The organism is Gracilibacillus salitolerans, assembly GCF_009650095.1.
Classification (GTDB): Bacteria; Bacillota; Bacilli; order Bacillales; family Amphibacillaceae; genus Gracilibacillus; species Gracilibacillus salitolerans.
In genome coordinates this window covers 3,001,298-3,027,017 of the sequence record NZ_CP045915.1, presented here as the reverse complement: position 1 = coordinate 3,027,017, position 25,720 = coordinate 3,001,298, and the positions used below count along the sequence as shown (strand labels likewise).

The 25,720-nt window shown below is 35.2% G+C and carries 33 protein-coding genes, 2 pseudogenes, 1 riboswitch and 1 other annotated feature; of the genes and pseudogenes, 29 read left to right on the top strand and 6 right to left on the bottom strand.

Annotated features, from left to right (window positions below; genetic code table 11):
* Positions 1 to 149 precede the first annotated feature (149 nt).
* Together spoVID and GI584_RS14550 are read left to right on the top strand one after the other, a co-directional pair.
* Entirely contained in the window at positions 150 to 1,097 is a 948-nt protein-coding gene (gene spoVID, locus GI584_RS14555; protein ID WP_153791663.1) for a stage VI sporulation protein D, read from the top strand.
* 63 nt (positions 1,098 to 1,160) lie between these two features.
* Positions 1,161 to 2,177 (top strand): phosphotransferase, encoded by a 1,017-nt coding sequence (locus tag GI584_RS14550; protein WP_153791662.1) that lies wholly within the window; start codon positions 1,161 to 1,163, stop codon positions 2,175 to 2,177.
* A 6-nt stretch (positions 2,178 to 2,183) separates the two neighbouring features.
* Here GI584_RS14550 and GI584_RS14545 read toward each other — a convergent pair whose 3' ends face one another.
* Positions 2,184 to 2,372 carry a hypothetical protein gene (locus GI584_RS14545; RefSeq protein ID WP_100360031.1) on the bottom strand — a complete coding sequence of 63 codons (189 nt, stop codon included), beginning with the start codon at positions 2,370 to 2,372 and terminating at the stop codon, positions 2,184 to 2,186.
* Between the two features lie 281 nt (positions 2,373 to 2,653).
* Here GI584_RS14545 and GI584_RS14540 point away from each other — a divergent pair, with 281 nt between their 5' ends.
* The 3 genes from GI584_RS14540 to GI584_RS14530 all read left to right on the top strand — a co-directional run bounded on the left by GI584_RS14540 (position 2,654) and on the right by GI584_RS14530 (position 3,899).
* Positions 2,654 to 3,241 carry an alpha/beta hydrolase gene (locus tag GI584_RS14540; RefSeq protein ID WP_153791661.1) on the top strand — a complete coding sequence of 196 codons (588 nt, stop codon included), beginning with the start codon at positions 2,654 to 2,656 and terminating at the stop codon, positions 3,239 to 3,241.
* Between the two features lie 96 nt (positions 3,242 to 3,337).
* On the top strand, positions 3,338 to 3,532 hold the full coding sequence (locus tag GI584_RS14535) for a hypothetical protein (protein ID WP_100360033.1): 195 nt from the start codon (positions 3,338 to 3,340) through the stop codon (positions 3,530 to 3,532).
* 106 nt (positions 3,533 to 3,638) lie between these two features.
* Positions 3,639 to 3,727: riboswitch (cyclic di-GMP riboswitch) on the top strand.
* 37 nt (positions 3,728 to 3,764) lie between these two features.
* Positions 3,765 to 3,899, top strand: a complete 135-nt coding sequence (locus tag GI584_RS14530) for an anti-repressor SinI family protein (protein WP_153791660.1) — start codon at positions 3,765 to 3,767, stop codon at positions 3,897 to 3,899.
* A 52-nt stretch (positions 3,900 to 3,951) separates the two neighbouring features.
* Here the strand turns inward: GI584_RS14530 and GI584_RS14525 are convergent, their stop codons facing one another.
* The gene (locus GI584_RS14525; RefSeq protein WP_153791659.1) at positions 3,952 to 5,115 is read right to left on the bottom strand and encodes an IS3 family transposase; all 1,164 of its coding nucleotides are present in this window, start codon (positions 5,113 to 5,115) and stop codon (positions 3,952 to 3,954) included.
* A gap of 295 nt (positions 5,116 to 5,410) precedes the next feature.
* On the opposite strand from GI584_RS14525, the gene GI584_RS14520 reads away from it, so the two are divergent.
* The 8 genes and pseudogenes from GI584_RS14520 to radC all read left to right on the top strand — a co-directional run.
* Positions 5,411 to 6,625 (top strand): NAD(P)/FAD-dependent oxidoreductase, encoded by a 1,215-nt coding sequence (locus GI584_RS14520; protein ID WP_153791658.1) that lies wholly within the window; start codon positions 5,411 to 5,413, stop codon positions 6,623 to 6,625.
* Between the two features lie 215 nt (positions 6,626 to 6,840).
* Positions 6,841 to 7,479 (top strand): ABC transporter ATP-binding protein, encoded by a 639-nt coding sequence (locus tag GI584_RS14515; RefSeq protein WP_153791657.1) that lies wholly within the window; start codon positions 6,841 to 6,843, stop codon positions 7,477 to 7,479.
* The gene (locus tag GI584_RS14510) at positions 7,476 to 8,255 is read left to right on the top strand and encodes an ABC transporter permease (protein ID WP_100360036.1); all 780 of its coding nucleotides are present in this window, start codon (positions 7,476 to 7,478) and stop codon (positions 8,253 to 8,255) included. Before GI584_RS14515 ends, GI584_RS14510 begins: the two co-directional genes overlap by 4 nt.
* A 56-nt stretch (positions 8,256 to 8,311) precedes the next feature.
* Positions 8,312 to 8,542 (top strand) — a binding site (T-box leader).
* 156 nt (positions 8,543 to 8,698) lie between these two features.
* Positions 8,699 to 11,353: a valine--tRNA ligase gene (locus GI584_RS14505; protein WP_100360037.1), complete on the top strand. Its 2,655-nt coding sequence runs from the start codon at positions 8,699 to 8,701 to the stop codon at positions 11,351 to 11,353.
* Between the two features lie 366 nt (positions 11,354 to 11,719).
* Positions 11,720 to 12,973, top strand: coding sequence for a bifunctional folylpolyglutamate synthase/dihydrofolate synthase (locus GI584_RS14495; RefSeq protein WP_153791655.1), 1,254 nt, complete (start codon positions 11,720 to 11,722; stop codon positions 12,971 to 12,973).
* A gap of 445 nt (positions 12,974 to 13,418) precedes the next feature.
* Entirely contained in the window at positions 13,419 to 14,174 is a 756-nt protein-coding gene (locus GI584_RS14490; RefSeq protein WP_153791654.1) for a prepilin peptidase, read from the top strand.
* A gap of 432 nt (positions 14,175 to 14,606) precedes the next feature.
* On the top strand, positions 14,607 to 15,518 hold the full coding sequence (locus GI584_RS14480) for a hypothetical protein (RefSeq protein WP_100360040.1): 912 nt from the start codon (positions 14,607 to 14,609) through the stop codon (positions 15,516 to 15,518).
* A 169-nt stretch (positions 15,519 to 15,687) separates the two neighbouring features.
* A pseudogene (radC, locus tag GI584_RS14475) lies at positions 15,688 to 16,155 on the top strand (RadC family protein); the annotation flags it as partial.
* 75 nt (positions 16,156 to 16,230) lie between these two features.
* Here the strand turns inward: radC and GI584_RS14470 are convergent.
* Complete coding sequence (locus GI584_RS14470; protein ID WP_153791651.1) at positions 16,231 to 17,373, bottom strand: tyrosine-type recombinase/integrase; 1,143 nt, start codon at positions 17,371 to 17,373, stop codon at positions 16,231 to 16,233.
* Between the two features lie 68 nt (positions 17,374 to 17,441).
* The gene (locus tag GI584_RS14465) at positions 17,442 to 18,050 is read right to left on the bottom strand and encodes a LexA family protein (protein WP_153791650.1); all 609 of its coding nucleotides are present in this window, start codon (positions 18,048 to 18,050) and stop codon (positions 17,442 to 17,444) included.
* Positions 18,051 to 18,207: 157 nt separating this feature from the next.
* Here GI584_RS14465 and GI584_RS14460 point away from each other — a divergent pair, with 157 nt between their 5' ends.
* From GI584_RS14460 to GI584_RS14445, 4 genes are read left to right on the top strand one after another with little or no spacing between them, the layout of a single operon-like run.
* A complete protein-coding gene (locus GI584_RS14460; RefSeq protein WP_153791649.1) occupies positions 18,208 to 18,441 on the top strand; it encodes a helix-turn-helix domain-containing protein in 234 nt (77 codons plus the stop codon).
* Positions 18,442 to 18,457: 16 nt separating this feature from the next.
* Positions 18,458 to 18,637: a helix-turn-helix transcriptional regulator gene (locus GI584_RS14455; protein ID WP_153791648.1), complete on the top strand. Its 180-nt coding sequence runs from the start codon at positions 18,458 to 18,460 to the stop codon at positions 18,635 to 18,637.
* A gap of 7 nt (positions 18,638 to 18,644) precedes the next feature.
* On the top strand, positions 18,645 to 18,782 hold the full coding sequence (locus GI584_RS14450) for a hypothetical protein (protein ID WP_153791647.1): 138 nt from the start codon (positions 18,645 to 18,647) through the stop codon (positions 18,780 to 18,782).
* Between the two features lie 5 nt (positions 18,783 to 18,787).
* Positions 18,788 to 18,982, top strand: a complete 195-nt coding sequence (locus GI584_RS14445; protein ID WP_153791646.1) for a hypothetical protein — start codon at positions 18,788 to 18,790, stop codon at positions 18,980 to 18,982.
* Here GI584_RS14445 and GI584_RS14440 read toward each other — a convergent pair.
* Positions 18,974 to 19,483, bottom strand: a complete 510-nt coding sequence (locus GI584_RS14440) for a hypothetical protein (protein WP_153791645.1) — start codon at positions 19,481 to 19,483, stop codon at positions 18,974 to 18,976. The two genes, GI584_RS14445 and GI584_RS14440, sit on opposite strands and share 9 nt — an antisense overlap.
* Positions 19,484 to 19,549: 66 nt before the next feature.
* Between GI584_RS14440 and GI584_RS14435 the strand changes: the two genes are divergently transcribed.
* The 9 genes from GI584_RS14435 (at position 19,550) to GI584_RS14395 (ending at position 24,173) form a co-directional block, all read left to right on the top strand.
* Positions 19,550 to 19,792 carry a hypothetical protein gene (locus GI584_RS14435; RefSeq protein WP_153791644.1) on the top strand — a complete coding sequence of 81 codons (243 nt, stop codon included), beginning with the start codon at positions 19,550 to 19,552 and terminating at the stop codon, positions 19,790 to 19,792.
* 120 nt (positions 19,793 to 19,912) lie between these two features.
* A complete protein-coding gene (locus GI584_RS14430; protein WP_194842000.1) occupies positions 19,913 to 20,191 on the top strand; it encodes a hypothetical protein in 279 nt (92 codons plus the stop codon).
* Between the two features lie 291 nt (positions 20,192 to 20,482).
* On the top strand, positions 20,483 to 20,875 hold the full coding sequence (locus GI584_RS14425; protein WP_153791642.1) for a replication terminator protein: 393 nt from the start codon (positions 20,483 to 20,485) through the stop codon (positions 20,873 to 20,875).
* Positions 20,875 to 21,594, top strand: a complete 720-nt coding sequence (locus GI584_RS14420; protein WP_153791641.1) for a hypothetical protein — start codon at positions 20,875 to 20,877, stop codon at positions 21,592 to 21,594. The genes GI584_RS14425 and GI584_RS14420 overlap by 1 nt, the downstream gene beginning before the upstream one ends.
* A 45-nt stretch (positions 21,595 to 21,639) precedes the next feature.
* Positions 21,640 to 21,876 (top strand): hypothetical protein, encoded by a 237-nt coding sequence (locus tag GI584_RS14415; RefSeq protein ID WP_153791640.1) that lies wholly within the window; start codon positions 21,640 to 21,642, stop codon positions 21,874 to 21,876.
* Complete coding sequence (locus GI584_RS14410) at positions 21,848 to 22,507, top strand: Rha family transcriptional regulator (protein ID WP_153791639.1); 660 nt, start codon at positions 21,848 to 21,850, stop codon at positions 22,505 to 22,507. Before GI584_RS14415 ends, GI584_RS14410 begins: the two co-directional genes overlap by 29 nt.
* Positions 22,508 to 22,580: 73 nt before the next feature.
* Entirely contained in the window at positions 22,581 to 23,531 is a 951-nt protein-coding gene (locus GI584_RS14405; protein ID WP_153791638.1) for a DnaD domain-containing protein, read from the top strand.
* Positions 23,532 to 23,552: 21 nt separating this feature from the next.
* Positions 23,553 to 23,882, top strand: coding sequence for an HNH endonuclease (locus GI584_RS14400; protein WP_153791637.1), 330 nt, complete (start codon positions 23,553 to 23,555; stop codon positions 23,880 to 23,882).
* Positions 23,883 to 23,894: 12 nt separating this feature from the next.
* The gene (locus tag GI584_RS14395; RefSeq protein ID WP_153791636.1) at positions 23,895 to 24,173 is read left to right on the top strand and encodes a hypothetical protein; all 279 of its coding nucleotides are present in this window, start codon (positions 23,895 to 23,897) and stop codon (positions 24,171 to 24,173) included.
* A 118-nt stretch (positions 24,174 to 24,291) separates the two neighbouring features.
* Here GI584_RS14395 and GI584_RS14390 read toward each other — a convergent pair whose 3' ends face one another.
* A complete protein-coding gene (locus tag GI584_RS14390) occupies positions 24,292 to 24,405 on the bottom strand; it encodes a YjcZ family sporulation protein (protein WP_153791635.1) in 114 nt (37 codons plus the stop codon).
* A 130-nt stretch (positions 24,406 to 24,535) separates the two neighbouring features.
* Here GI584_RS14390 and GI584_RS24060 point away from each other — a divergent pair.
* The 3 genes and pseudogenes from GI584_RS24060 to GI584_RS14380 all read left to right on the top strand — a co-directional run.
* A pseudogene (locus GI584_RS24060) lies at positions 24,536 to 24,640 on the top strand (single-stranded DNA-binding protein); the annotation flags it as partial.
* A gap of 39 nt (positions 24,641 to 24,679) precedes the next feature.
* On the top strand, positions 24,680 to 24,823 hold the full coding sequence (locus tag GI584_RS14385; protein ID WP_153791634.1) for a hypothetical protein: 144 nt from the start codon (positions 24,680 to 24,682) through the stop codon (positions 24,821 to 24,823).
* Positions 24,824 to 24,943: 120 nt separating this feature from the next.
* Complete coding sequence (locus GI584_RS14380) at positions 24,944 to 25,720, top strand: DNA-methyltransferase (protein WP_153791633.1); 777 nt, start codon at positions 24,944 to 24,946, stop codon at positions 25,718 to 25,720.

Sequence of the window (25,720 nt, the reverse complement as noted above, 5' to 3'; positions counted from 1 at the left end):
AAATATATGAGTCTTTATACCACATCCTAATACAAGAAAATAAACAAGCTGAATAATACTGATCAAGAAGCATATTTCCCTGATCACCTACATATAGTTTATTGAGATGCTAGTACGCCTTAGCTAAGCAAAAGAAAGGGGGAAGTGCTTTGCAAGAAGCCTTTACTTTTAATATTCATGAAGCAATAGCTTTTGATAAGGATCAGCAAATCCAAGAAATGCTGGGCATTGGATTAGAGCCGGTAATTTCAATGGAGGAGATTGGTAACACACTTTCCATCAGAGGAGTAATGGAACTGAAAGGAGAGTATATTAGAAACGATCCTCCTGATGAAAGTGAAGAGCGACAAACAGACGCCACCTATGTGGAACGAGTAGAATCATTATCTGATGAGGTTAACGAATTTTTCCATAAATTCCTTATTGATGTATCAATCCCGATGGATAGAATCCCTTCATTAGACGATGTCTCTATTGAAGTAGATCATTTCGACTATTCATTAGAGTCTACTAATGAAATGGCCATAGAAGCAACGCTGGCCATTCAAGGAATTGAAGAAACGGAAGTTGAAACAGAAATTCAAGAAGAAAATACTCTACCATCCTTTGGAGAAAATCGCATGGATGAGGAACAATTAGAAGATACGGAGGATACATTTCATATAAAAGTTGAAGAAGAGCTAGCAGATCAACCAGAAGACGAAAAAGTTGTAGCCATAAGTAGTATGCGAAGTGACAAAGAAACAGTTGAAGACAATGATAGCATAGATGAACAGGAAGAAGAGTTAGTGAGAGAGTCCGAAGAAGATGATGTATTGGAAAGCGAAGAAGAGGACAAACAAGAAGAAAAACTACATGTCCAGGCAAGAGAAGAGCGGACAAATGACACATCCTATTTATTGAATATTTTTGCGGAGGAAGATAGTGCTAGCTATACTCGTCTAAAATTATATATTGTGCAGCCTGATGATCAAATGCAAACAATTGCTGAGCGTTATCAAGTATCCCCTAGACAAATTATGAGAACGAATCGACTTGAAGAAGATGATGTATCGGCAGGTCAATTAATATATATTCCAATAACCTCAGATGATTAAAGATTTAATCCCTTGGTGCCAGTCAAGGGATTTTTTGTTTCATATTTGAAAGGAGGAAAACAAATGGAATGTTCTAAAATAATAGAAGAATATCAATTACAACCGGAGGAAATCGAGCAAGTGACAGAAAGAGTATTTAAAATAAAAGCAAACTCTCAACAGTATGCTTTAAAAAAATCAAGATTACATCCTGATGATTTAGGAAGATGGCAAGCGATTCAACAATATATCCAACAAAGGCAGATACTAGGATTTGTACCCATTTATTATGCTAAAAATAACCAACTTTTTGTACAGGATCAAGAACATATTTATTATTTGATGCCGTGGGTGGAACAAGATTATACGGATCAACCAATTGATGAGTATGCAACTGCCATACATGCTATCGGTCGTCTTCATGCTTCCACGATGGATTATCATCAGATTGCACCAATGAAACAAAATAAAACTACAATAGAGCAACAATTTCAGCAAGAGATATCTACTTATCGTGATCAGATGTTGAAATGCGTTCGTTATTTTGAAGCGAAGCGCTTTATGTCTCCTTTTGAACTACAAGTTTGCATGTATTATCGCGATATAGAACAAACATTCAATCAACTAGAAAGGTGGCAAGAAATTTATTTAGATGTATTGGATGAAACCGAGGAGATGAAGTATACCTTATGTCACGGGAATATAAGACCTTCCCATTATGTGATCACACAAACTAACACGTATTTTTTGAATTGGGAAGATGCTTTTATGACTTCTCCAACTTATGACTTAGCATCTTATTATCAATATTTATTTCAATTTCATGACTGTGATATGGGAAAAGTTACCGATTCCTTTTCCATCTATTGTCGTTATATTGATTTATCGGATTATGAAAAATCTTTGTTAGCTCTCCAATTACTTTCGCCATCTAATTGGATTCAAGAAGTATTTTCAAGTATGCAACCATCGAGAAATAAAAATAAAGTAAATAGCTCCATCAAGATTGAGCGGGAATATCGTAGGTTATTATTTGGATTTCAGCTCCAGGAAGTTATTTATAAAACATTAAAATCAGAGCAATTTGAAGAGACTTATTAGAAAGTATTATATCCATTCTAATTGAAAGGCAATAAGAATACCAATTAAGATTCCTAATAATAACACATCGAAAGTTGTTGGTATAAATAATGTTCGAATCCCTTGGAAAATGACGATTGGGAGAGTGCATCGTTCACAGATTAATATCCAATCTCGAGCCCAAGGCGGTAAGCGGTAGCGATAATAACGAGACAAAAAATCACCTCATTCATGATAAAATAAACATTATATAGTTTAGTTTATGCAGTAAAAATAGAAGTGTACCCTATTTGGAATAATTTTAAAATTAATTAACGCAATTTTGCAGTAAGGTACAAAAGATTCACTTAATGAAATGTATATCTCAGAAGAAATACCTAGTCCAACTTTCTTAAAAGTAAAATGATTATGCAGGAATATGATGGGTAAATATCGAATATATACAAGATGATAGGTATTATTGAACTATCTAACAGCGGTAGTGTCTTTGATAGGGGGTGGTACATATTGCGTATCTTGATATTGAAGGGAGTATAATTCATTATAAATGGCTTGATTCAAATGTATCAAACAAGAAAAACGTACTTGTTTTGATTCATGGGTTAGGATTGGATCTCCATTCATGGAACCCTATTTTACCTTTATTAGAAAAGAATTATCAAATTCTTCTCATTCAGCAAAAAATTGTTGATAATAGTAATAAGAAATACAATTATTTAACTGAGTTAAACTATGAAATGCAGAATGAGTTAGCAGCGCGGATGGAACGAATGGAAAGACTTGTGAATCAAATTACCATTCGTATGCTGACCCGCTTTGAAGTCTTTGTTAATGGTCACCCTGTTGTTCATGGTTGGGGCAAAAGAAAAGCAAAAGTGATTTTCACCTATCTAATTCTACAAAAATCTGTAACATCTGTAACAAGGGATGAGCTTTGTGACGTTTTTTGGCCTAATTTACCCTTAACTAATGCTAAGAATCAACTCAGGGTCTCTTTACATCATTTAAAGAAGATACTAGAGCCAGTTCTATTAAATCAAGACGAACCCATACTTATTACGGAAAGAGAGCATGTGGCACTATAAATACTGATTATTTAATATATAAACATAAACTTGAGTATGGTTTGAAATTGTCGGATGAAAGAAAAAAAGTTGAGGTATTTGAAGAATGCTTAAAAAATGGCATCAGATAATTTGTTTCCAGGTTTTTATGAAGATTATTTTCAACAACTTTATTATCAAGTAGAACGTGTTTGGGCTGATATGGCAAAGTTTCTCGTAGGTTGGTATCAGCTAAAAAGTGAGAAACAAAAAGAACTGCGATACAGGGAGCTGTTGAAACAACTTGGCTTTGAATCCAGCTATGATAGGTAGAATGTAATGGTAGTGTAATGACCGGGATGGTATGATAAGAAAGTAAACATAAAGAATTATAAAGTATTAATATCCTGTTTTTGCAATTGTGTTTTGGACAGAAATGATCAGAAAAAGGCAAACCTATTGAAAAATAGGGACGCAAAGTTACAGATCCGTATAATACATACTTTTTCGGATGGCTGAGCTGCCTGAAATACAATCGAGTGTATTTTAGGAGGGGAATACGTTTATGGCTACAAAAATAAACGTGGATTATGAATGGATTTACTTGATTGCAAAAGCGAAAGAGAATGGGTACACACTAGAAGAAGTACGAGAATTCCTAAAAAAAAGTACATGCAGGTCCACCGTGCAACACAACTAATAATAAAACCCTACCTAATGAACTGACCTAGTAATATGAGACAAGAAAGCACCTAGGCTGCCTTTGCCCTGAATTGAACAGGAGAAAGGCAGTTTAATTTTGAAAATGGTCGTATATAGTTGTAATAATACATGTACAATTCCACTTTTTCTAGTACAATGGAATTTGTAAGACGCATCTTTTGATGTGTGTAGAATTCTTCCGACTTTATGGTGGAGTGGAAGGATTCAATGACGGCATTATCAAAGCAATTACCTTTCCGGGACATGCTTGTGATAATGCCTTTTTCTTCAGCTAATTCTTGAAAAGCGTAGGATGTGTATTGAGCCCCTTGATCACTATGAAGAATTAATCCCTTTGTTTCACGTCCATTACAAGCTGCTTTCAGTGTTTCTAGCACTAATTCTTCTTCTTGGTTATGACTCACTCGATAAGCGACAATTTCGTTATTATACAAATCCATAATGGTTGATAAATACATCATTGATTCCCCAAAAGGCAAGTAAGTAATATCAGTAACCCACTTTTGATTTGGTCTATCTGCCTTGAAATTTTGTTCCAATAAATTAGGAACGACGCATTTACTTTCACCGGCGATGTTCGATTTTCTCTTTGGTTTTACCCGACATTGGATTTTATATTTTTGCATGATCCTTTGTGCAGTAAGTCTGTTCACAGAAATGTTGTGTTCCTCTTTAAGTAACTTTTTAACCATTCGGTGTCCTACTCTGTAATGTAGGGATTTACAAATATCAATAATAAGTTGTTCTAGTTCTGTTGGCTCCCACGACTTTTGAGCCCAACGATAGTAAGTGGACCTAGGAACTCTGATACAATCACAAATCATCGATACAGTATAAACTTCCTTTAACGACTCTACTAGTTCTATAACTATCTCTGGTACCAACTCCTTTCGATTTCCTGGTACTTTTTTTAAGATTTCATTTTGGATTTCTAGATGTCTGATTTGCCTTTTTAACTGATCTACTTCGTTTAGTTCTTCAGGCCCTTTTCCAAAGGAATATTGTTTACCGATGGGTTGTGACAACCGATGTTCTTCTCCATCTCGAAACCATTTCATCCATCTTTTAATTTGACTTACGCTACGGATTCCAAACTTTTTCATAATCTGTTTATTTGTATATTTTTTAGACAACTTCATTTCAATGACTCTACGTTTCACTTCTTCAGAATAAACATTTTTCTTTTCCCCCATGAGAAAAGCACCTCCTAAAAGTCGTTAATTTTTATATACGACTCTGGGGGTGCTTTTTCCTCTGTCTCATTTAATTAGGTCTCCTCATAATATAGGGTTTTTTATTATGGTCTTTCGAATACTTTGTTACGTTCATATCATATTAGAACCTTGCAACTTTGGTTGAGAGAGGTCAGTAGACGAGGAATGGCAATTTTGATATACTGACAGCGATTGATAAGATACATACAAATCGTTAAAAAAGTGAAAACTATCTTAGTTTAGAATGGATCTATAACAAGAAGGGAAGGATTCGATGATAGGAAATAAACCTAAAATAGTTGTGCTTGGTGCAGGCTATGCAGGGATGATGACAACAAAGCGATTAACTCAGCAATTTGCGCCAGAAGAAGTCGATATTACATTAGTCAACAAACACAATTATCATTATCAAACAACGTGGTTGCATGAAGTGGCTGCTGGCACAATCGATGTAAATCGCTCTCGAATCATGATTTCAGATGTTATTAATACTCGTCGCGTGAATTTTGTACATGATACAGTTGTAAAAATTAATAAAGAAGCCAAGACAGTTCAATTAGAAAACAGTGAAATAAATTATGATTATTTAGTTATTGGATTAGGTTTTGAAAAAGCTACGTTTGGTATCCCTGGTATGGAAGAGCATGCTTTTTCGATTCAAAGTGTTGACAAGAGTCGTATGATTCGAGATCACATCGAATATCAATTTGCACGATATCGTAATGAAAAAACTCCAGATCCAAGTATGCTAACGATCGTAGTAGGTGGTGCTGGTTTCACCGGTATTGAATTTTTGGGTGAATTAGCAGAACGAATTCCACTATTATGTAAGAAATATGATATCCCACGTCAAGACGTGAAGATTATTGATGTCGAAGCAATGCCAACGGTTTTACCTGGCTTTGATGAAGAATTATTGAGCTATGCAAAAGAATCCCTTGAATATCGCGGTATTGAATTTAAGCTTGGTACCATGATTAAAGAAGTGAAAGCAGATTCTGTTATTGTTGGTGAAGATGAAGAGGAAATCAAAGCAGGCACCATTGTTTGGACTGGTGGTGTACAAGCTAACCGTATTGTTGGAGAATCTGGTTTTGAATTAACAAAGGGTAAAGTCAATGTGGATCCAACATTACGTGCTCCAGGTCACGATGAAGTCTTTATTTTAGGTGATTGTGCTTGGGTGATGAATAACGAAACTGGCAAACCATACCCACCGACTGCACAGATTGCCATTCAAGAAGCGGATGTTTGTGCACATAATATTAAAACTATGATTTATGGTGGTACCTTACAGGAGTTTACATTCGATGATAAAGGAACGGTTGCATCGTTAGGTGGAAGTGATGCAATGGGTACTGTATTTGATGGGAATAAATTATATGGTATGCAGGCAAAAGTGATGAAAAATGTTATTGATGACCGTTATCTGTTCTTATTAGGTGGACCAATGCTCGTACTGAAAAAAGGTAAATTCCGTCCATTTTAGTAGAACTTATAAAAGAGGAGGAAGTCGTATGAAAAATACATTATTTTATACATTATTAACAGTAGTCGCGACCATTGCTTATGTTTTTGTTTCTAGAAGAATGGAAGATAAGCGAGACTTTCGCTAAAGAATGAGAGCAGATACAATCGTGTGTCTGCTCTTTTTACACTTATTGTAAATATAATAATTGACCAAGTATTTGGAGGGGACACATCATGTTTTCGATCAATCAATTGGTTTTTAAAGATATCATAAACGTGAGCAAATTAGAGATCGAATCAGACAAAATATATTGTTTGTTTGGCGAAAGTGGGAGTGGTAAATCTACTTTATTAAAAATGTTTAACAGTATGCTTACTCCTGATCAAGGAAAAATCACATATAAAGGAGAATCGATTGCAGATCTGGATCCTGTTTCATTAAGAAAAGAAGTGGTAATGCTTGGACAGGACCCTGTTGTATTTGAGGGAACAGTTCGTCATAACCTGTTAATAGGATTGCAATTTTCAGGCGAAAAAGATGTGGAAGATCAGGTGCTAATCGATTTATTAAGAGAATTACATTTAACAAAAGATTTAGATGAAGAAGCTGATAAATTATCGGGTGGTGAGCAACAAAGGTTAGCATTTGGACGTGTACTACTGATGAATGCTGAAGTATATTTGATGGACGAACCTACTTCAGCACTCGACGAAAATACGGAAATAGCAATTATGGACTTATTTACAAAGAAAGTTCGTGACGCGGGTAAAACGGCAATAATGGTTACTCATTCAAAGGAAGTCGCTGAAAAATATAGCGATGAAATTATATATATGAACGACATTCTAACGGAAGAGGGTGCACTTTCGTGAATGAAATGCTTGAGATTACTATCTGGCAACTAGTTACCGCTTATATTTTTATTGTAATTTTATTAGCGATCGTCCGCTGGCGTAAAATTCCGCGGGAGAAAGAGATTATTATTGCCACACTAAGAATGACGATACAACTCGTATTAGTCGGTTATGTTCTTATGTTTATTTTTGAAAATGAAAAAATGATTTACTCGGTTATTGTCATTATTATCATGGAAATTTTTGCTGTTTATAATATTTACAAACGTACGAAACAAACATTAAGCAGAGATTTAAAGAAAATTATTGCTTTTTCGATGGTTTCTGGTACATTATTTGCCTTTCTCTATTTTGATTTTATTGTTGTTCAATTTTCACCTTGGTATGATCCTCGCTATTTCATACCAATCGCAGGAATGTTAATTGGAAACTCTATGACTGGTATTACACTGGGAGTTAGTGCATTACTAGAAGGCTTTACCTCACGCAAGAAAGAAGTGGAAGCTGCACTGATGCTAGGAGCGCCACCAAGTAAAGCATCACAGGGTATTGTTAATCATGCGTTTGATTCAGCTATTTTACCAACGATCAACAGTATGGTTGGGATGGGGATTGTTTTTTTACCAGGGATGATGACCGGTGTTATTTTATCGGGGGCAGGTCCGATGGATGCGATCAAATATCAAATCGCCATTATGCTCGGGATCACTGGCAGTGTTTCATTATCTGTGATTTTATTCTTATATTTTGGATATAAAACATTTTTTAATAAACATGCACAATTGAATTTATGATTAAACTTGACTTCTTTGTTTCCTTTTAGATAAAATAGCATATAATAAATAAACCATCAGATGCGATGATGAGGAGGAGTACTTCACACTGTTCGCAAGAGAGGAAAACCCATAGGCTGAAAGGTTTTCTCGAAAAAAGGTGAAGGAAGGTAGCCTCTGATGCAGCTTTACTGAACATAACAAGTAGGTAAAAGCCGGTGAAATCCGTTATCTTCTGCTAAGCGTATAAGTATATTACTTATAAATTAAGGTGGCACCGCGGAAACCCGATCCTTTTCGTCCTTTATTACAAGGCCGTAAAGGATTTTTTTATACGATTAGAAAGTATAAAAATTTATTGTTGATAGTATTAGAAAACTAAGGCTTTCGCTAGTACTTGGCGATAAACCAAGTTTTTCTGTATTACTCTAGAAATAAATACCTTAATAAAAGGAGGAAATATAATGCCAGAACAACAACACGAAGTAAATTTACCGCCAAAGTACGATCCAACCGCAGTAGAAAAAGGTCGTTATAATAAATGGGTAGAAGGAAAGTACTTTGAAGCTGAACGAAGCAAAGACAAAGAACCCTTTACCATCGTGATCCCGCCACCGAACGTAACCGGTAAACTACACATCGGGCACGCTTGGGATACGACTCTACAGGATATCATTACAAGAATTAAACGAATGCAAGGCTATGACGTTCTATACTTACCAGGGATGGATCATGCGGGTATCGCAACCCAAGCAAAAGTAGAAGGAAAATTACGTGAGGAAGGCATATCTCGGTATGATTTGGGAAGAGAGAAGTTTCTCGAAAAAGCATGGGACTGGAAAGAAGAATACGCTGGCTTTATCCGTGAACAATGGGCAAAATTGGGACTTGGTCTTGACTATTCTCGCGAACGTTTTACGTTAGACGAAGGATTATCAGATGCGGTAAATGAAGTATTTGTATCATTGTACAAGAAAGGACTTATCTATCGCGGAGAGTACATTATTAATTGGGACCCTGCTACTAAAACAGCCCTTTCAGATATCGAAGTAATTTATAAAGACGTTCAAGGTCACTTCTATCATATGAAGTATCCATTAGCGGATGGATCAGGATATATTGAAGTAGCTACAACAAGACCAGAAACAATGCTTGGTGATACAGCAGTAGCCGTTCACCCAGATGATGAAAGATATCAAGATTTGATCGGTAAAAAAGTAAAGCTTCCAATTGTCGGTCGTGAAATTGATATCGTGGCAGATGATTATGTTGATATGGAATTTGGTTCAGGTGCTGTCAAAATAACACCTGCCCACGATCCAAATGACTTTGAAATTGGTAACCGCCATAACCTCGAACGTGTACTTGTTATGAACGAAGACGGTACAATGAATGAAAATGCAGACAAATATCAAGGGATGGACCGCTTTGAATGCCGAAAAGCAATTGTGAAAGACCTTCAAGACCTAGGTGTCCTTTTCAAAATTGAAGAACATATGCATTCAGTAGGTCACTCTGAACGAAGCGGTGCTGTTGTTGAGCCATATTTATCAACACAATGGTTCGTAAACATGCAGCCATTAGCGGATGCTGCAATTGAAATTCAAAAAGCTTCTGATGATGAGAAAGTACATTTTGTACCGGACCGTTTCGAAAAAACCTATCTCAGGTGGATGGAAAATATCCGTGATTGGTGTATTTCCCGTCAATTATGGTGGGGACACCGTATACCTGCCTGGTACCATAAAGAATCAGGTGAAATGTATGTAGGTAAAGAAGCACCTGAAGATATTGAAAACTGGGAACAAGATCAAGATGTATTGGACACTTGGTTTTCATCAGCTTTGTGGCCGTTCTCTACACTTAACTGGCCAGATACAGAGGATGAGGAGTTTAAGCATTTCTTCCCGACTAATGTATTGGTAACAGGCTATGATATTATCTTTTTCTGGGTATCACGCATGATTTTCCAATCGATTGAATTTAATGATGAGCGTCCATTTAAAGATGTATTGATTCATGGATTAGTACGTGATGCAGAAGGACGTAAAATGAGTAAATCACTTGGCAATGGTGTGGATCCAATGGAAGTGATCAATAAGTACGGTGCAGACTCCTTACGTTATTTCTTGGCAACTGGATCAAGTCCTGGTCAAGATTTACGCTTCCATTGGGAAAAAGTAGAATCGACATGGAATTTTGTTAATAAAATATGGAACGCATCTCGTTTTGCCTTAATGAACATGGATGGTTTAACATACGATGAAATCGACTTATCCGGTAAAAAGTCTGTAGCAGATGAATGGATTCTAACAAGACTGAACGAAACGATTGATCAAGTAACACGTCAAGTTGATAAGTACGATTTTGGAGAAGCAGGACGTTACCTGTATAACTTTATCTGGGATGACTTCTGCGACTGGTATATTGAAATGGCTAAATTACCGCTTTACGGAGAAGATGAGCAAGAAAAATTAACAACACGTTCGATCTTGGCCTATGTGTTAGACAGTACAATGCGCATGCTTCATCCGTTTATGCCATTTGTGACAGAAGAAATTTGGCAGCAGTTGCCACACGAAGGTGAATCAATCGTAGGTGCAGCATGGCCAACTGTAGATAACAGTTTATCTAACGAAGAAGCATCAAATGTGATGAAACAACTAGTAGCAATTATTCGTTCTGTACGTAATATTCGTGCAGAAGTGGATACACCAATGTCGAAAGAAATTCCTATCATCGTTCAAGCTAGCGATGAAGAGGTGAAGAAACAATTAGAAGCGAATCGAATTTATCTAGATCGTTTCTGTAACCCAAGTGAACTGACGATTGATACAAAAGTTGGTGTGCCAGACAAAGCAATGTCTGCTGTTGTTACCGGTGCAGAAATCTTCTTGCCTTTAGAAGGATTAATCGATATCGATAAAGAGTTAACACGTCTACACGGGGAATTTGACAAATTAAATAAAGAAGTAGAGCGTGTCGATAAAAAATTGGCGAATGAAGGATTTGTTAGTAAAGCTCCTGCAAATGTAGTAGAAGCGGAAAAAGAAAAACAAAAGGATTACATGGAAAAGAGAGAAAAAGTACAAGCGAGAATTCAAGAATTACAGAAATAACCTAAGCAGAGGCTGTCATTGGCAGCCTCTTTTTCACAACCACAAGCAAATAAAATACATAAACAGCGAAATAACGTAAACATGGATTTGAATTAGAATAACTGATTAGACTAGGTTCAGGGCGGACGTTTGTTCCGCTATTTGTGACAAAAGTGGCGTTTTCAGGCTGTTCTCGGACATCTATGCCGCTATTCATCGAAAATAAAGCTAATTTTCACTTAAAAGAACCGAATAAGGGATTCAATGTCCGCCAACATCGAAAAATGGGTGTTATCTCGTCAAATAACGCACTGAATGTCCGCTCAATAAATATTAGTTCTCAGTTTTGCTCTACTTTGGTTAAATAATATAAAGGGTGTGGATTTTATGATGGAATCTGTACGGGATTTGGAACATTTTTTTGCATCAAGACGAACGTTAGGTATAAAGCCTGGATTAGAACGATTAGATTATTTATTAGAACAAGTCAATCATCCGCAAAAGTCGATACCAACTATCCATATTGCCGGTACGAATGGGAAAGGTTCTACGTTGACCTATTTAAAAGAAGTGTTAATGGAGAGTGGATACACTGTAGGTACATTTCAGTCACCAGGTCTCCCTAGTATTCTGGACCATATCGCGATTAATAATCAATCTATTACAACACAGGAATTTATCGATATACTTCATCCTCTTTTACCAATAATTGAAGAAATGGATCATCAAAACCTAGCCCCATCTGAATACGAGATATTAATGGTTATTACATTTTTATTTCTCCAAGATAATATCGATATTGCTGTGATCGAAACTGCTATGGGGGGGCGGGAGGACGTAACCAATCGAGTCGAGCCGCTTCTAACCATTATTACAACAATTGCATTTGATCATACAAGCTTTTTAGGTAATACACTAAAAGATATTGCAGCTCATAAAGCTGGAATTATCAAGGAAAAGGTACCAGTTATATCTGGTGATTTAGTCGATGAAGCTTTACAAGTCGTGAAAGAAGAAGCTCGTAAACAAAGTGCGCCCTTATATCTATATGGCAAAGAGTTTTGGACAGAGGAAATAGATAGGAACCTTTTCCGCTGGAATAATGGTTCCAAGTCTTATGTTATTGATCTATCAATGAAAGGACGTCACCAAATAATGAATGCATCGTTAGCTATACAAGCCTTGGATTTATTGCAAGATAAAGGATTTACAATCGATGCGATAGCGATGAAAAAAGCGTTGTATCGAGCAAAACTAGCTAACCGTATGGAAATTATTAAAGAGAATCCAATGATTATTGCTGATGGTGCACACAATGTCCAAAGTGTTCACAAGTTAGTAGAAACGATTCAGGAAGAAAATATAGAAGGTCGTGTCAAAGTCTTATTCAGTGCCTTTCGTGATAAAGAGATTGCCATGATGATTATGGAACTATCGAAGCTCACGGACGAGATTGTCGTAACTACTTTCAATCATCCAAGAGCATTATCAGAAAGTGAAATCCCCAATCATATCTTCTATATAGAGGATGCTAAACAAGCACTGGATAAACTATTAGTTTCTAGTAATCTAAATGACTTGATAGTGATTACAGGTTCACTTCATTTTGTCGAAAGTGCAAAGAGATTAGTTCAAAAGTAATAAAAATATACAGTTCGTTATAAAAAAAGCGTTGTTCTTTATTAATTAAACAAGTATAATAGTTATGACAAGATGACAAGATGACAAGATGACAAGATGACAAGATGACAAGTGAAGGAAGGAAGATAGATGATAGATGGATATCACTTAAAATTCGAAAGTGAAATATTTTACAATAATCGAAATGCTTTTGTCGATTATGTTGTCACCCTTATCGATTTTGGTTTTTTAGACCTAATTATATATGATTGAAAGTACAATATTGAATCCAAAAACATTAACGATGGTTAATTATATTGCTCAAAAAGCGATTTAGTATGAAATAGTGGATTTTCAGCAACTGTAAAACACTAGATTTATTAGTTTGAATAATGGAATTTAATGTACAACCAAAATATTCCAGTTTTGTATTAACAAACCCCTTTTAAAAGAGGAGTTAAGAATCATGGATATATATTATAGTGGGTTATGTTTTGTTTTTGGTTTAGTATTAGGCTCTTTTTATAATGTAGTTGGTCTTAGAATTCCACAACATACGTTTTTATCCTCATCACGATCTGTATGCCCGGCATGTAACCACACATTAAAATGGTATGAGTTAATACCTGTTCTTTCTTTTTTAATACAAAGAGGAAAATGCCGCCAGTGCCAACAATCGATATCTTATCTCTATCCAACTGTTGAATTGATCACAGGGCTTAGTTTCCTATTAAGTTATTTGCATTTGGGAATAACATTAGACTTATGGATTACCTTCAGTTTAATCAGCTTATTCTCGATTATATTAGTAACAGACCTTCGTTTTATGATAATCCCCAATAAAATTCTACTATTTTTTTTGCCTGTCTTTATTTTGTTTCGAATATGCCAGCCTCTTGAACCATGGTGGTCCGGTATTACTGGTGCTATAGCTGGGTACGGTATTATCGCACTAATTATAATTCTTAGTAGAGGTGGGATGGGTGCTGGAGATATGAAATTGTTTGGGTTACTAGGATTATTATTAGGGTTTCCAAACATACTACTTGCTTTTTTTATGGCAATATTAATCGGTTTATTATCGAGCAGCGTGATCCTTTTTAAAAGAGGATGTAAAGAAAAACAAGAAGTAGCTTTCGGCCCGGCGATTGTATCAGGTGCTATCATAACCTTTTTGTTCGGTGATAATCTTATTGGCGCTTATATGAATTTGTTTTGGTAGTCAAAGTAGAACGCTAACAATGATCGAAGTTTAATATGATACGAAAGTTATTGGCAGAAAAGTCATTCGAAGCGAATAATAGACTGCACCGTCTTATGTATCAAGTAGAAGGATCAGACCAACATATGAGCCTTTTCAGCAATTTGTTACACATATTAATGAATGAGCGTATTCGGGAATTATTCTTTATAAATATATATCCATCATTAATAAGACTGGAAGGTAGCTATTTAGAATTTTCACTATGTAGCAGTTTATTCCTGTTTTCGAATTTTGATTAAAATATATAAACTGAATGTATTTCCTCAATTTTTCTTGCTATCTGTCACATTTTGATGAACGCTTTTTTGATAGTACTGACAAAAGTCGTCTTACATCTCAAAATAGATGTGATAGGGTAATAGAAAAGGATTTGAAACGAGGGATTATACCGTGGATAATAAAAAGCAAATTTCAGTCCAAATCAACCAGAATAAAACGGATTCATCTGATCGTAAGTCTACTAATCAATCTACTTTAGAAGATTACATCAGAGAAAATCATCACCCGGTCATGGACGAGGATCAGGTTTTTAAACGTAAATATACACCAGATACGAATGCATTTAATCGTTCCCAAAAACCATCCTTTTGGTCAAAATATAAATCATTTCTTCTTTCTGCTATTACAGCTATAGTAATAGGATCATTTCTAGGGTTTCTGATGCTAAAAATGTTTGTCGATTTAGACCCGGAAGAAGTGGCGTTTGATCAAAATACTTCCAATGGCCAAGCAGTTACTGCAACAAGTGATCAATCAGATGAGGAGGAAAATGATACAGCCAATGTCCAAGCACAAGAAGCCTTTCAAAGCAAAGCCTTTGATTTCTTTGTTGCTCAAGCAGGTGTTTATTCAAATGAAGATGCGGCTAATCAATTAGTTCAAGAGCTAAAAAGAGATCAAATAGAGAGTATGGTTTGGCCTCGTGATGAAAATTATCATGTGTTTGTCAGTATAAAATCAACTCATGAAGCATCAAAGCAATTTACAGCCAGTGCTTTTCCAAGTAGTTATGAATTGTATGGTGGTAAGGATTGGCATATCAATTCAAGTTCTATCTCACTTTCTGAGGAAGAACAAGTTTGGCTAACAGATCTGGAAGGAATTTTGGACCAAATGATAGAAGATAATATTGATCAGGCCGCGATTGATCAATGGTTGGCTGACGAACCCTCCAGTATTTCTGAAGAGGTACAGACTTTAAGCACGGAGATCGAGTCGATAAAAACAACAGAAGATGAACAATCCAGCCAAGTGATATTATTAAAAATATTAAATCAATACGAAAATTTAGCGAATGAGTAAAAATGATTTTTCATACTTTTTAGGTAGCAAGTTTTGCTTTTTTCTTATAAAGAAAATTGCAAAACTTGTTATTTTTAGTGCTAGAAAATCACAAAATGGCTATTTGCTGATGTTATTTCTTCTCGTTAAAATAAAAGATATTGTAATAGAGGAGGAATTTACATTGGAGATGACAACCATCAAAATGAAAGAAGTACCCAAAGAAGACCGTCCCAGAGAACGCCTGTTGGAGCATGGGCCAGATCATTTATCCAACCAGGAGTTATTGGCGATTTTATTAGGTTCAGGCACACAGAAGGAAAATGTACACCAATTAGCGGAAAAAGTGTTACAGCATTTTGAAGGTTTAAGAATGTTAAAAGACGTTACTGTTGAAGAACTAACCGAAATTAAAGGTATTGGTCAGGTGAAAGGTGTTAATATCCTTGCTGCCGTTGAATTTGGTAAAAGAATTCAACAATTCAAAGAAAAGGAGAAATATGTAATCAGAAGTCCGGAAGACGGTGCAAATTATCTCATGGAAGAAATGAGCAGTCTGAAACAGGAACATTTTGTTTCCATCTTCCTTAACACGAAGAATCAAGTTATTCATCGGCAAACGATATTCATAGGAAGTTTAAATGCTTCCATTGTGCACCTATGCTTTATAAGTGTTGGTATATCAACATTTATACGACTTGGAAAGAGGTAAGTGACCGAAAAGTGACCAAAGTCAAAATAAATGTTCAAACACGTTTGTACTTTCTTTGTGCTGATCTTCTTCGAGGTGCGAGTATAGATCAAGTGTAATTCCGATATTGGCATGTCCTAGTCTTTCCTGAATCACTTTAAAGTTAACTCCCTTCTTAACCATTAAGGACGCACAAGAGTGGCGTAATTGATGAAATGAGATATGTTTTAACTCGTATCGTTTTATAATTTTATCCCATTCATTCCGCATGGTGTTTAGATGTGTAGGATAGCCATCTTCTCTAACTAATAGTAAATTGATCATGTTATCATTATCGTCATGAATACTTCTCCACAAATTACCCACTTGCATACGCCTTGCTTTAAACTCCACATGATATTTTTTGAGCTCTTCCATAAATTCCTTTGGAAAATAAACGGTACGCGGCTTTTTATTTTTTACAGGAGCTAGGTAAAATTTCTTTTTCTTTTTGTCGTAGCGTAATTGTTTGTCAATATAAATCGTATTGTTTTCAAAATCAAGTGATTCTTCTCGTATTCCTAGTATTTCTCCACGTCTCAAACCTCCGATAGCAGCTAATTTAATCATAATGCGATGCTTAGGGTAGCAGTCATCTAATACCTTAAATAAATGGTTCAATTCCTCTTCATTGTAGTAATCAACCTTTTTCTTTTCTCGTTTCGGTTCTTTAATGCCAGCAGTAGGATTAAGGTGTATGACGTCCCATTCTAGAGCTCTGGCAAATATGCTTTTTAACAACAAGTATTTATTAGGGATAGACGGTTTATGATTGGCTTGTTCATTTGCTAGATACTCCACAATGTGGAATTTCTTAATATCTTTCAATTTCATATTACCAAAGTGATCCAATACACCACATTCATTTAATAAATATGCATATGTTTCTTTACTGGTTAGAGTCAGGTTTGGCTCTACATGATTTTTTATCCACTTTTCTACAAAACTAGAAAAGGTAATCTTATCAATCGGTTCATCTTTCTCATTAAAACATTTGATTTCAAAATCACGTATCTTTTTATTAAGATCTCGTTGGCTAGTTGCAGTTATGGTTTTTGTTCTTCTGTTTCGTTTACCTCGCTCATCATATCCTAGTTCTACATAGATTTTAAACTTTCCAAAGCCTAGGTCTTCATAGCTTGCCATATAATCACTCCCTATAAAAAGAAGGCAGGGGATCAGCCTGCCTATTAAATTAGTTAGCGCTAAGTAATTTAAAATTGTGTAATAGCTTTTTTTAATTTTCCTATGATACGAATGTTCTTATCTGTGTTAGGGTTAAAGTGAATTGGTTTATAATTAGGGTTCTCACTAATTAAAGTGAAGGACCCATTATCTCTATATACTCTTTTTAATACACATTCGTTTTCAACAACTACAGCAGCAATTTCTCCGTTTTCGACTTCTTCTGTTCGTTGAATAAGCAAAAGGTCACCTTCGTGTATTTTTGCTCCAATCATACTGTCTCCTTGTGCAGTTAGATAAAAATACAATCCCTTATCTACCCAATCTTTAGGAGAAGTAACATAACTCTCCTTTTCTTCAAAAATTACAGACCCATTACCGCAAGAAATACTACCGTATAATGGAACATCCACAACATCATTTGAAATTTCTTCTCCATATAATAATGAAACATCTACATCTAATGCTTTAGCTATTTGTTCTAATCTATCATGGGAAACTTTTATCATTCCCTTTTCATACTTTCTAATTGTGGATTTCCCAACTCCAATTTTTTCGCCTAGTTGCTCTAATGTTTCACCAGAAGACTTTCTATAAAAATTAATTCTGCCACCTAGTTTCTTATAAAAATTATCCATAAAATAAGTCACCTCCTGTCTGCTAACTAATTATATACCTTTTAGGACACTTTTTCAACGATAATCACCAAAAAAGTATCTTTATAGTGTTGACTTATTCCAATAAGGGGTGTATATTAAAAGTGTCCTATTAAGACACGAAGAGAGGTGAAGCGGCATGAACGTTAAAATAACTCCAAAAGGGCTAAGAGTTTCAAACGGTTTAAATCAAGAAGAAGTAGCTGAACACTTAGGAATTTCACTAACTCAATACAGAAGAAAAGAAAACGGAAAGGTTCGTTTTTATGCTGATGAAATCTATAAGTTATCAAAGTTGTATGATGTCCCTATAGCTATTTTTTTTACTGATGAAGTGTCCTATAAGGACACAAATGGTGTAAATATCATTTGAAAAGGGGTGAAATGTGATGAGACACGTAAGAGGAGCCAAAGCATTATCTAATTATTTAGAATCGGTTGGGGCTCCTATCAGCGAATCAACCATTTTCTCGTTACTTAGACAAGGAAAAATACCGCACCAAAGACCATCACCAAGAATATTGATTTTTAACCTAGATGCCATAGACGAATGGTTAGGCATTAAATAAAAGGAGTTTGAAGCAAATTTCTAACAAAATACCAGCGGCTGCATACATTAGTGGATGTTGTGAAAGTGAAGAAGAAGCTTGTTTTGAAGTACATTATGCAAATGGTAACTGGTGGAAGTATTATGCGAATGGGACTTGGGGGTGAATGAGTTGGGGCACACAAAAAAAGAAACCCCACATGATGTTAGTGCATCAAGTGAGGAAGAAAGAAACGTAAATGCAAATGTATTAGAAATGATGTATAACATTTTGGACAAAAAACTAGATAATGTGTTGCGTGGACTTAAAATAATTGTGCTATTTCTTATTTTAGAATTTTTCATGATAATGATTTACCTATTTTAATATCTGAAATAATCCATCAATAATTGCTCGTATTTCTTGGGCATAAGCAGAAATTAAAACGGTAGCTAGCCATGTGAAGAAACTAAACAAGAATGAAGAAAATTTCTTCAACTCATGGTTAACCAAAAAACTAAAGACGTTTGCTGGTATAAAAAATAAATCTTTAATGAAGTATTTAGGATTGAGATATTTTTTAGCCATATATAAGTTTTGGTCAAAAACTTCATGGAGTCTTATAAATGCGTGGTGAATTGTTTGTTCATTTTCAAAATCCTTATAAGACGGAGAGGTGTAATACATTCCTCCAATTAAATCATTGCTCAATGGTCGATTCTTAGCAATTAATTCAAATGCTTTTAGTTTATCTTCACGATTCTTTGAATTTTGATAAGAATTATAAAGACCTATTAAATAATTAATTTTTGAGTTTTTCCAAATCGTAATCACTGGTTTACGTAAGTATAGCAAAATTATAAACGCAATTAATAGAGTTATATTCAATATCAAACACCCCCTTCTAGTACTAGATTACTAGAAAAAGGTGGAAAACGAAAGGAAGTGAAATAAGTGTCAGTTGATAACATCATACCTGATCAAGAAACATTAGATAGATTTAAGGAACGTTTTGAGGAGATTAGGGAAGTTAAAGATAACGAAATCAAAACAATCAGACTGGCTGCACTAATGACAGATATGGAAAGTGCTTATGATATTCCGTTAGTAGGACCATTAAGAATTGCAGCATTTAATCAGTCTTTTTCAGAAGTGATGGAACTTTACAAGCAAGTTAGCCAAGCGAGGTGTTTTTAATGCAATGGTTCCTTATGGGTTTTGTGGTTTTTGCGTTAGCAGTAGGATTGTTTAATCTTGCACTTGGAATAAAAGCTAATCAAATAGCTGAAATGCAAAAGTTGGATCGAGGTGAGTAATATGCCATTTACTAATCAATTTTTAAAGAAAGATAGAGCTTTATCTTTACTTTATAGAGCGGAAATGAACAAGTATTTTAAGTTTTCGATGGACTGCTTAGATAAAGAAGAATTCAATAAATCAGAAATGCATTTTAATCATTTGCTATCACTAAGAAGAGAACTTGTTAGAATGCACCGTGACAAGATAGCAGTTGATGCAGCACAAGCAGGATTAAATTATATCGAACGTCGTCAAATGTCAGATCAAGCATTAAAGATAAGAAAAGATTGGTTTTGAAGGAGAGATCAAAGTGAGAGTTAAATGTAAGCATTGGTTAATGATGTCTCAATGTCAAAAAGAACGAGTGTTAAATTACCACAGTAAGAAACTAAGAAAAGACCAACTTGCTACAACAAGTTAGCCCCGTAGAACATGGATTCAACTTGATTATATCACGGACAGGCTCTTCTTGGTAGTCCTGTCTTAGTGGTCACGAATGATGTTAATAAAAAAAGCCTTGACTCGGTTGGCATTCGTGATTACTAAGATGCGACTAGCATCAAATACATAGTGAATGAGGTGAGATTGATGTCTCAGAATCAAATTAAATTAAGTGAATTTCAAGATGGAAGTTTAGATGAAAGATTCAACATTGAGTATCGAAAAGTAATGGATAATCTATTGAATCCCAACACTGACTTTAAAAAGGCACGTAAAGTTACAATCACTTTTACCTTCAACGCTAAAGAAAATCGTGAATCAGCGGATGTCTCAGCGCAAGTTTCATCTAAATTAGTTCCATATAAAGAAGTGGACTCCACTATTTTACTTGGAAGAGATGATGATGGTACCGCAATAGGAAAGGAATTGAAATCCGGAGCAAAAGGTCAAACTTTCTTTGATCCAGCTGATGAAAATGTTAAAGAAGACGATGGAAAAGTCATTGACTATCGCAAACAAAAACAAGGAGGAACTAAATAATGATAAAAGAAGCTATTCAGTACATTGTAGGATTGGGTAATCGTGAAACATTTAGTGAAAATGGTCAAATTTATGTAAGTGGTGATGTGAAACTTCTCAAAGTGCCACAACCAGCTGAGATTAAAGTAGGAACATTATCCGCTCTTGTGGAATACTCAAAGTCTCGATTTGATGGAGAAGAAAACTTTCTTATTCACATCGTAAATCCAACAAAGGTCCGCTTATTATCTTCTATTAATTCAGATGCAGAAAGATCAAATTGGGTGGAAGCAAATGCGCTGTTACCAGAAATCAACTTTGGAAGCTTTTATGATATGGAATCATTCAATATCTTGCTGCAGTCTTGCTTCTTAGAAAGTGAAATGAGAGATACGTTGCTTAAAGTAGTTGGAAACATTAGTGATCAAGATGTAAAAACCTATGGTGATGATGGAACTACACAGACAGTTACAGCAAAAACTGGTGTGTCAACTGTTGGCGAGGTAGTTGTACCAAATCCAGTAGAACTGGCACCATACAGAACCTTTATTGATGTCGATCAACCCGAGTCTGATTTTATATTCCGTATGAAGCAAGGACGTGGAGATGGACCTATCGGAGCATTGTTTGAAGCAGATGGTGGCTCATGGAGAAGAGAGGCTATGACGCTTATCAAAAACTATTTATATGAAAATCTAGCAGAAGAAATCGAATCAGGTAACATTCACATCTTATCGTAATGGGTAGCGGTTGTACCGTTATCCCCTCTGAAGGGGGTGTAAATATTGGAATACACGAAAGAAGTCAAATTAGCAACGGAAGATCATTATTTTGTAATAGAAAAAGACGATGGTGACAATACAACCATAATTCAAGTAACTGAGTTGGATAAAGAAAGTGAAAAACAAGTAGAAGTTGCATTAACTGATCCAGAAGTAGAAGAATTCATAGAAGCATTACAACTGTTCAAGAAGAAAGGAGACGAGACTAACTATGAAACAATTGGTTTTCGTTCAGAATGATCAAGCGGTAACGGATAGTTTAACAGTAGCTGAAGTATTCGGTAAAAGACATGATCTTGTAATGAGAGATATTCGAAATTTGGAATGTAGTGAATCATTTAATCTCCTCAATTTTGCGGAGATTGATTATCTAGATGATCGCAACAGATCTTATAAAAAATTTCTCATAAAAAGAGATGGACTTGCGTTTTTAGTCTTTGGATATACAGGAAAAAAAGCAGCGGAATATAAAGAGAAGTACATTCAAGCATTTAATACTATGGAAGAGCAACTCAAGAAGCCTAAACAATTAAGTGAAAAAGATAAATTGATAGCATCTATGAAACTGTCCATTGAGTCAGCTGAAAAACTTGAAGAGATCGAAGAAGATGTTGCCAATTTAAAAACTCGTTTTGATAATGAACTAACACTTCACCATGGACAAGCTACTTCTTTACAACATGCTGTAAAACAACGTGTGGAAAAGCTTTGGAAGAGTGGTCAAAAGGGAGTACTGGAGACTAAGCAGCAAATGTATGCTAATTTACACAGTCAATTAAAAAGAGCGTTCCATGCACCTACTTATCGTGAAATAAAGCGGATAGAATTCAATGAAGCTTTAAATTGGGTAAATGCATGGAGACCATTGTAAAACGTAGGGTGTGTCCGCACCCTACCTCTATTATACATCACAAACTAAAAAGCGAACAAGAGAGGGATATAAAATGGCTAAATTCAGACAAGTTCATGTTTCTTTTTGGAACGACCCAAAGGTAATGGAAGAAATGACTCCGGAAGACAAATACTTTTATTTATATTTATTAACTAATCCTAACACGAAACAAATAGGTGTATATCAGATTACCAAAAAACAAATGGCATTTGATCTTGGTTATTCCGTCGAATCTATCAATAGTTTGTTGGACAGATTCATCAATAATCATCAAATTATCAAATATAACGATGACACAAGAGAAATTTGCATTCTGAATTGGGCTAAGTACAACTTAATAAAAGCTGGTAAACCGATGCTTGATTTAATCAGAAAAGAGTTAAAAGAAGTTAAAGATGTTTCGTTGTTAGCGGATGTTTGCCAACATATTGAAAATGAATCTATCAAAAATGAATTTTTACGATACGTGGACGATACGTCGGAATATATTTCTACGTCAAGCCGACAAGAAAAAGAAGAACAACAAGAAGAAGAAAAAGAAGGAGAAATAGAACAACAACAAGAAGAACAAGAATCACCTGTCGGTAGTAGTCAAAATTCATTTAAATTCTACGAACAAAATTTTGGAATGTTAACGCCTTTTATTGCTGAGGACATATTAAAATGGATTGATGACCTTAGTGAAGAATTAGTTATTAAAGCATTAACTATTGCACAAGAAAATCAAAAACCGTGGAAATATGCCAAATCCATATTAAAAGCATGGGCTTCTAAAAATGTGAAATCTTTAAATGATGTAGAAGCATTGGAAGCACAATTCAAAAGACAACAACAAAACAAGTACGGAAAACCAACTAAAGCGGATATTATTCCAGATTGGTATGAAAAACAAAAACAGGAACGCTCGCAACTAAGCAAAATAGATATATCAGCAGATGAGAAAGAGCGAATTGAAGCAGAAACGGACCAACTCTTAGAAGAATATTTAGCAAATACTAACTAGCGTTTTGTAAGGATGATCAGCATGGTAACAAAACTGGGAGAATTTTTACCATACACAAAAGAGCAGCAACTAGGAAAAAGAAAAGCAAAGAAAAATCGTGATTTTAATCCAAAGGTAAAACGTGAAATATTCGAACGTGATCAATGGCGGTGTGTTAGATGTGGATCTCATTATTTAGAGAAAGTCCCACATCATATCTGTTTTAAATCGCAGGGTGGCACTGGAGAGAAAAGAAATGGTGCAACTGTGTGTATAAAGTGTCATAGAGAAGCACATCGAAAAGCGGATGTTAGACGTTGGTTTGAAAAATGGAGAGATAAATACTTAGATCATAACGGTGATTTGATCTAGGAGGTATGAATATTGACAAAAAATCAACCTTCTATAAGTCAAAGGGCAAGAGAAAAATTAAATAAACACAAACACAAGAAAGGTCTTGTACATTGCTTAGAAGACTATAACAGAATTTATTCAGAAGGCTTAATTTGCGTCGTAACGGAGCTGCATGAAGAAGGTGTCGAGGTAGAAGAAATTGCAAAGGAATTAAATCGCTCGCCTATGGAAATCATTATTGCTCTTTTACATCAATCGGATAACCAAAAAATCACAAAGCCCTTTGCGACAAGAAAAAGGACAGTGTAGCATGAAGCGAATTTTAAATTATCCAGGGGGAGTAGCGTTATGTATATAAGATACAGACGGGCGTTCATCTGTATCTTAGAAAGGAGGTTACAAAATGCTAGATACACTAAAAATCAAATTAATATCCGTAACCTCCATAGCCACCACCGTAGGAAGCACCTATGATAATTAATAGGATAAACAATACTACAATCAGTGCAAAACCACCACCATATCCATAGCTAGCACCCATGTACGAAACACCTCCTTGAATTCAGATAATGCATAGTATGTTTATTTTTAAAAGGTGTAACGGGCGGGAGCCAAATATAGTCAAAAGTCTAGATCAGTATTGAGTATGATTTAAATATAGGGGTGATCACTTGTTAAACAGAGTAGTACTAGTAGGAAGACTAACCAGAAGTCCATAAATGCGTTATACACCTAATGGAGTAGCGGTTGCTAATTTTACAATTGCATGTAACCGTCATAAATTTAGCTATATGATTTTTGTGAGGTGAAAGGGATTGGATAAGTACGAAAAAGCCAAACAATTTTATCTAGACTTAAAGAAAGAAAATAGGCAAGTAATCGCTACAGATGCAGTAATTCATCATATGGCAAATCTAATTACAAGAGTAGCGGAACTCGAGAGGAAAAAGAATAAATAACTACTATCCTGTCTCTAAGTTTACAGTTAGTAATATTTTTTTACAGAGACAGGATAGAATATAAAGAGAACAAGCGTTCCCTAACAAGATTTATTATACCATCTTGAAAGGGGAAAAGAAATGAATATTGAGAAAAACACTATTTATAACATGGAGTGCATTCAAGGAATGAAGTGTATTCCGGATAAATCCATAGATATGATTCTATGTGATTTACCATACGGTACCACCAATTGTCGATGGGATGAAATCATTCCTTTCGATCTATTATGGGATCAATATAAGCGGATCATTAAAGATCATGGCGCAATTGTACTAACAGCTAGTCAGCCATTTACTTCTAAGCTAGTTGCAAGCAATATGAGCTGGTTCAGATACGAATGGATATGGAAGAAGGGAAAACATACAACCGGTTTTCAAAATGCTAAGAAAATGCCATTAAAAAATCATGAAAACATCTGTGTATTTTATAAGAAGCTACCAACTTATCATCCGCAAGGTATTGTTCCACTTCTTAAAGTGAGAAAAAGTAAAAGAAAACGTGTAGGTGGTATTTTTAAAGAAGGTGATACAAGTCTCATGAAAGAATATACAACTACCCATACAAATTATCCTAAATCAATTTTAGATTTTGCAAGAGACGGTAAAACTTTTCATCCAACCCAGAAGCCTTTGACATTATTTGAATATCTTATAAAGACATATACAAACAGAGGTGATGTAGTTTTGGATAATTGTATGGGAAGTTTTACAACCGCTGTTGCATGTGATAATACACAACGAAATTGGATTGGATTTGAGCTTGATAAAGAATACTGTAAATTTGGCATTGATCGAATCAATAAAAACAGGGAAGCCCTTGAGATGAAAAAATTACAGGGTTTTAGGAGTTATTAG

Coding starts and splice junctions, on each gene's coding strand:
- GI584_RS14550 (WP_153791662.1), top strand. CDS start 1,161: ATGGAATGTTCTAAAATAATAGAAGAATATCAATTACAACCGGAGGAA.
- GI584_RS14535 (WP_100360033.1), top strand. CDS start 3,338: ATGGCATCAGATAATTTGTTTCCAGGTTTTTATGAAGATTATTTTCAA.
- GI584_RS14530 (WP_153791660.1), top strand. CDS start 3,765: ATGGCTACAAAAATAAACGTGGATTATGAATGGATTTACTTGATTGCA.
- GI584_RS14525 (WP_153791659.1), bottom strand. CDS start 5,115: ATGGGGGAAAAGAAAAATGTTTATTCTGAAGAAGTGAAACGTAGAGTC.
- GI584_RS14520 (WP_153791658.1), top strand. CDS start 5,411: ATGATAGGAAATAAACCTAAAATAGTTGTGCTTGGTGCAGGCTATGCA.
- GI584_RS14515 (WP_153791657.1), top strand. CDS start 6,841: ATGTTTTCGATCAATCAATTGGTTTTTAAAGATATCATAAACGTGAGC.
- GI584_RS14505 (WP_100360037.1), top strand. CDS start 8,699: ATGCCAGAACAACAACACGAAGTAAATTTACCGCCAAAGTACGATCCA.
- GI584_RS14495 (WP_153791655.1), top strand. CDS start 11,720: ATGATGGAATCTGTACGGGATTTGGAACATTTTTTTGCATCAAGACGA.
- GI584_RS14490 (WP_153791654.1), top strand. CDS start 13,419: ATGGATATATATTATAGTGGGTTATGTTTTGTTTTTGGTTTAGTATTA.
- GI584_RS14470 (WP_153791651.1), bottom strand. CDS start 17,373: ATGGCAAGCTATGAAGACCTAGGCTTTGGAAAGTTTAAAATCTATGTA.
- GI584_RS14465 (WP_153791650.1), bottom strand. CDS start 18,050: ATGGATAATTTTTATAAGAAACTAGGTGGCAGAATTAATTTTTATAGA.
- GI584_RS14460 (WP_153791649.1), top strand. CDS start 18,208: ATGAACGTTAAAATAACTCCAAAAGGGCTAAGAGTTTCAAACGGTTTA.
- GI584_RS14455 (WP_153791648.1), top strand. CDS start 18,458: ATGAGACACGTAAGAGGAGCCAAAGCATTATCTAATTATTTAGAATCG.
- GI584_RS14430 (WP_194842000.1), top strand. CDS start 19,913: ATGCCATTTACTAATCAATTTTTAAAGAAAGATAGAGCTTTATCTTTA.
- GI584_RS14425 (WP_153791642.1), top strand. CDS start 20,483: ATGTCTCAGAATCAAATTAAATTAAGTGAATTTCAAGATGGAAGTTTA.
- GI584_RS14420 (WP_153791641.1), top strand. CDS start 20,875: ATGATAAAAGAAGCTATTCAGTACATTGTAGGATTGGGTAATCGTGAA.
- GI584_RS14410 (WP_153791639.1), top strand. CDS start 21,848: ATGAAACAATTGGTTTTCGTTCAGAATGATCAAGCGGTAACGGATAGT.
- GI584_RS14405 (WP_153791638.1), top strand. CDS start 22,581: ATGGCTAAATTCAGACAAGTTCATGTTTCTTTTTGGAACGACCCAAAG.
- GI584_RS14400 (WP_153791637.1), top strand. CDS start 23,553: ATGGTAACAAAACTGGGAGAATTTTTACCATACACAAAAGAGCAGCAA.
- GI584_RS14390 (WP_153791635.1), bottom strand. CDS start 24,405: ATGGGTGCTAGCTATGGATATGGTGGTGGTTTTGCACTGATTGTAGTA.
- GI584_RS14380 (WP_153791633.1), top strand. CDS start 24,944: ATGAATATTGAGAAAAACACTATTTATAACATGGAGTGCATTCAAGGA.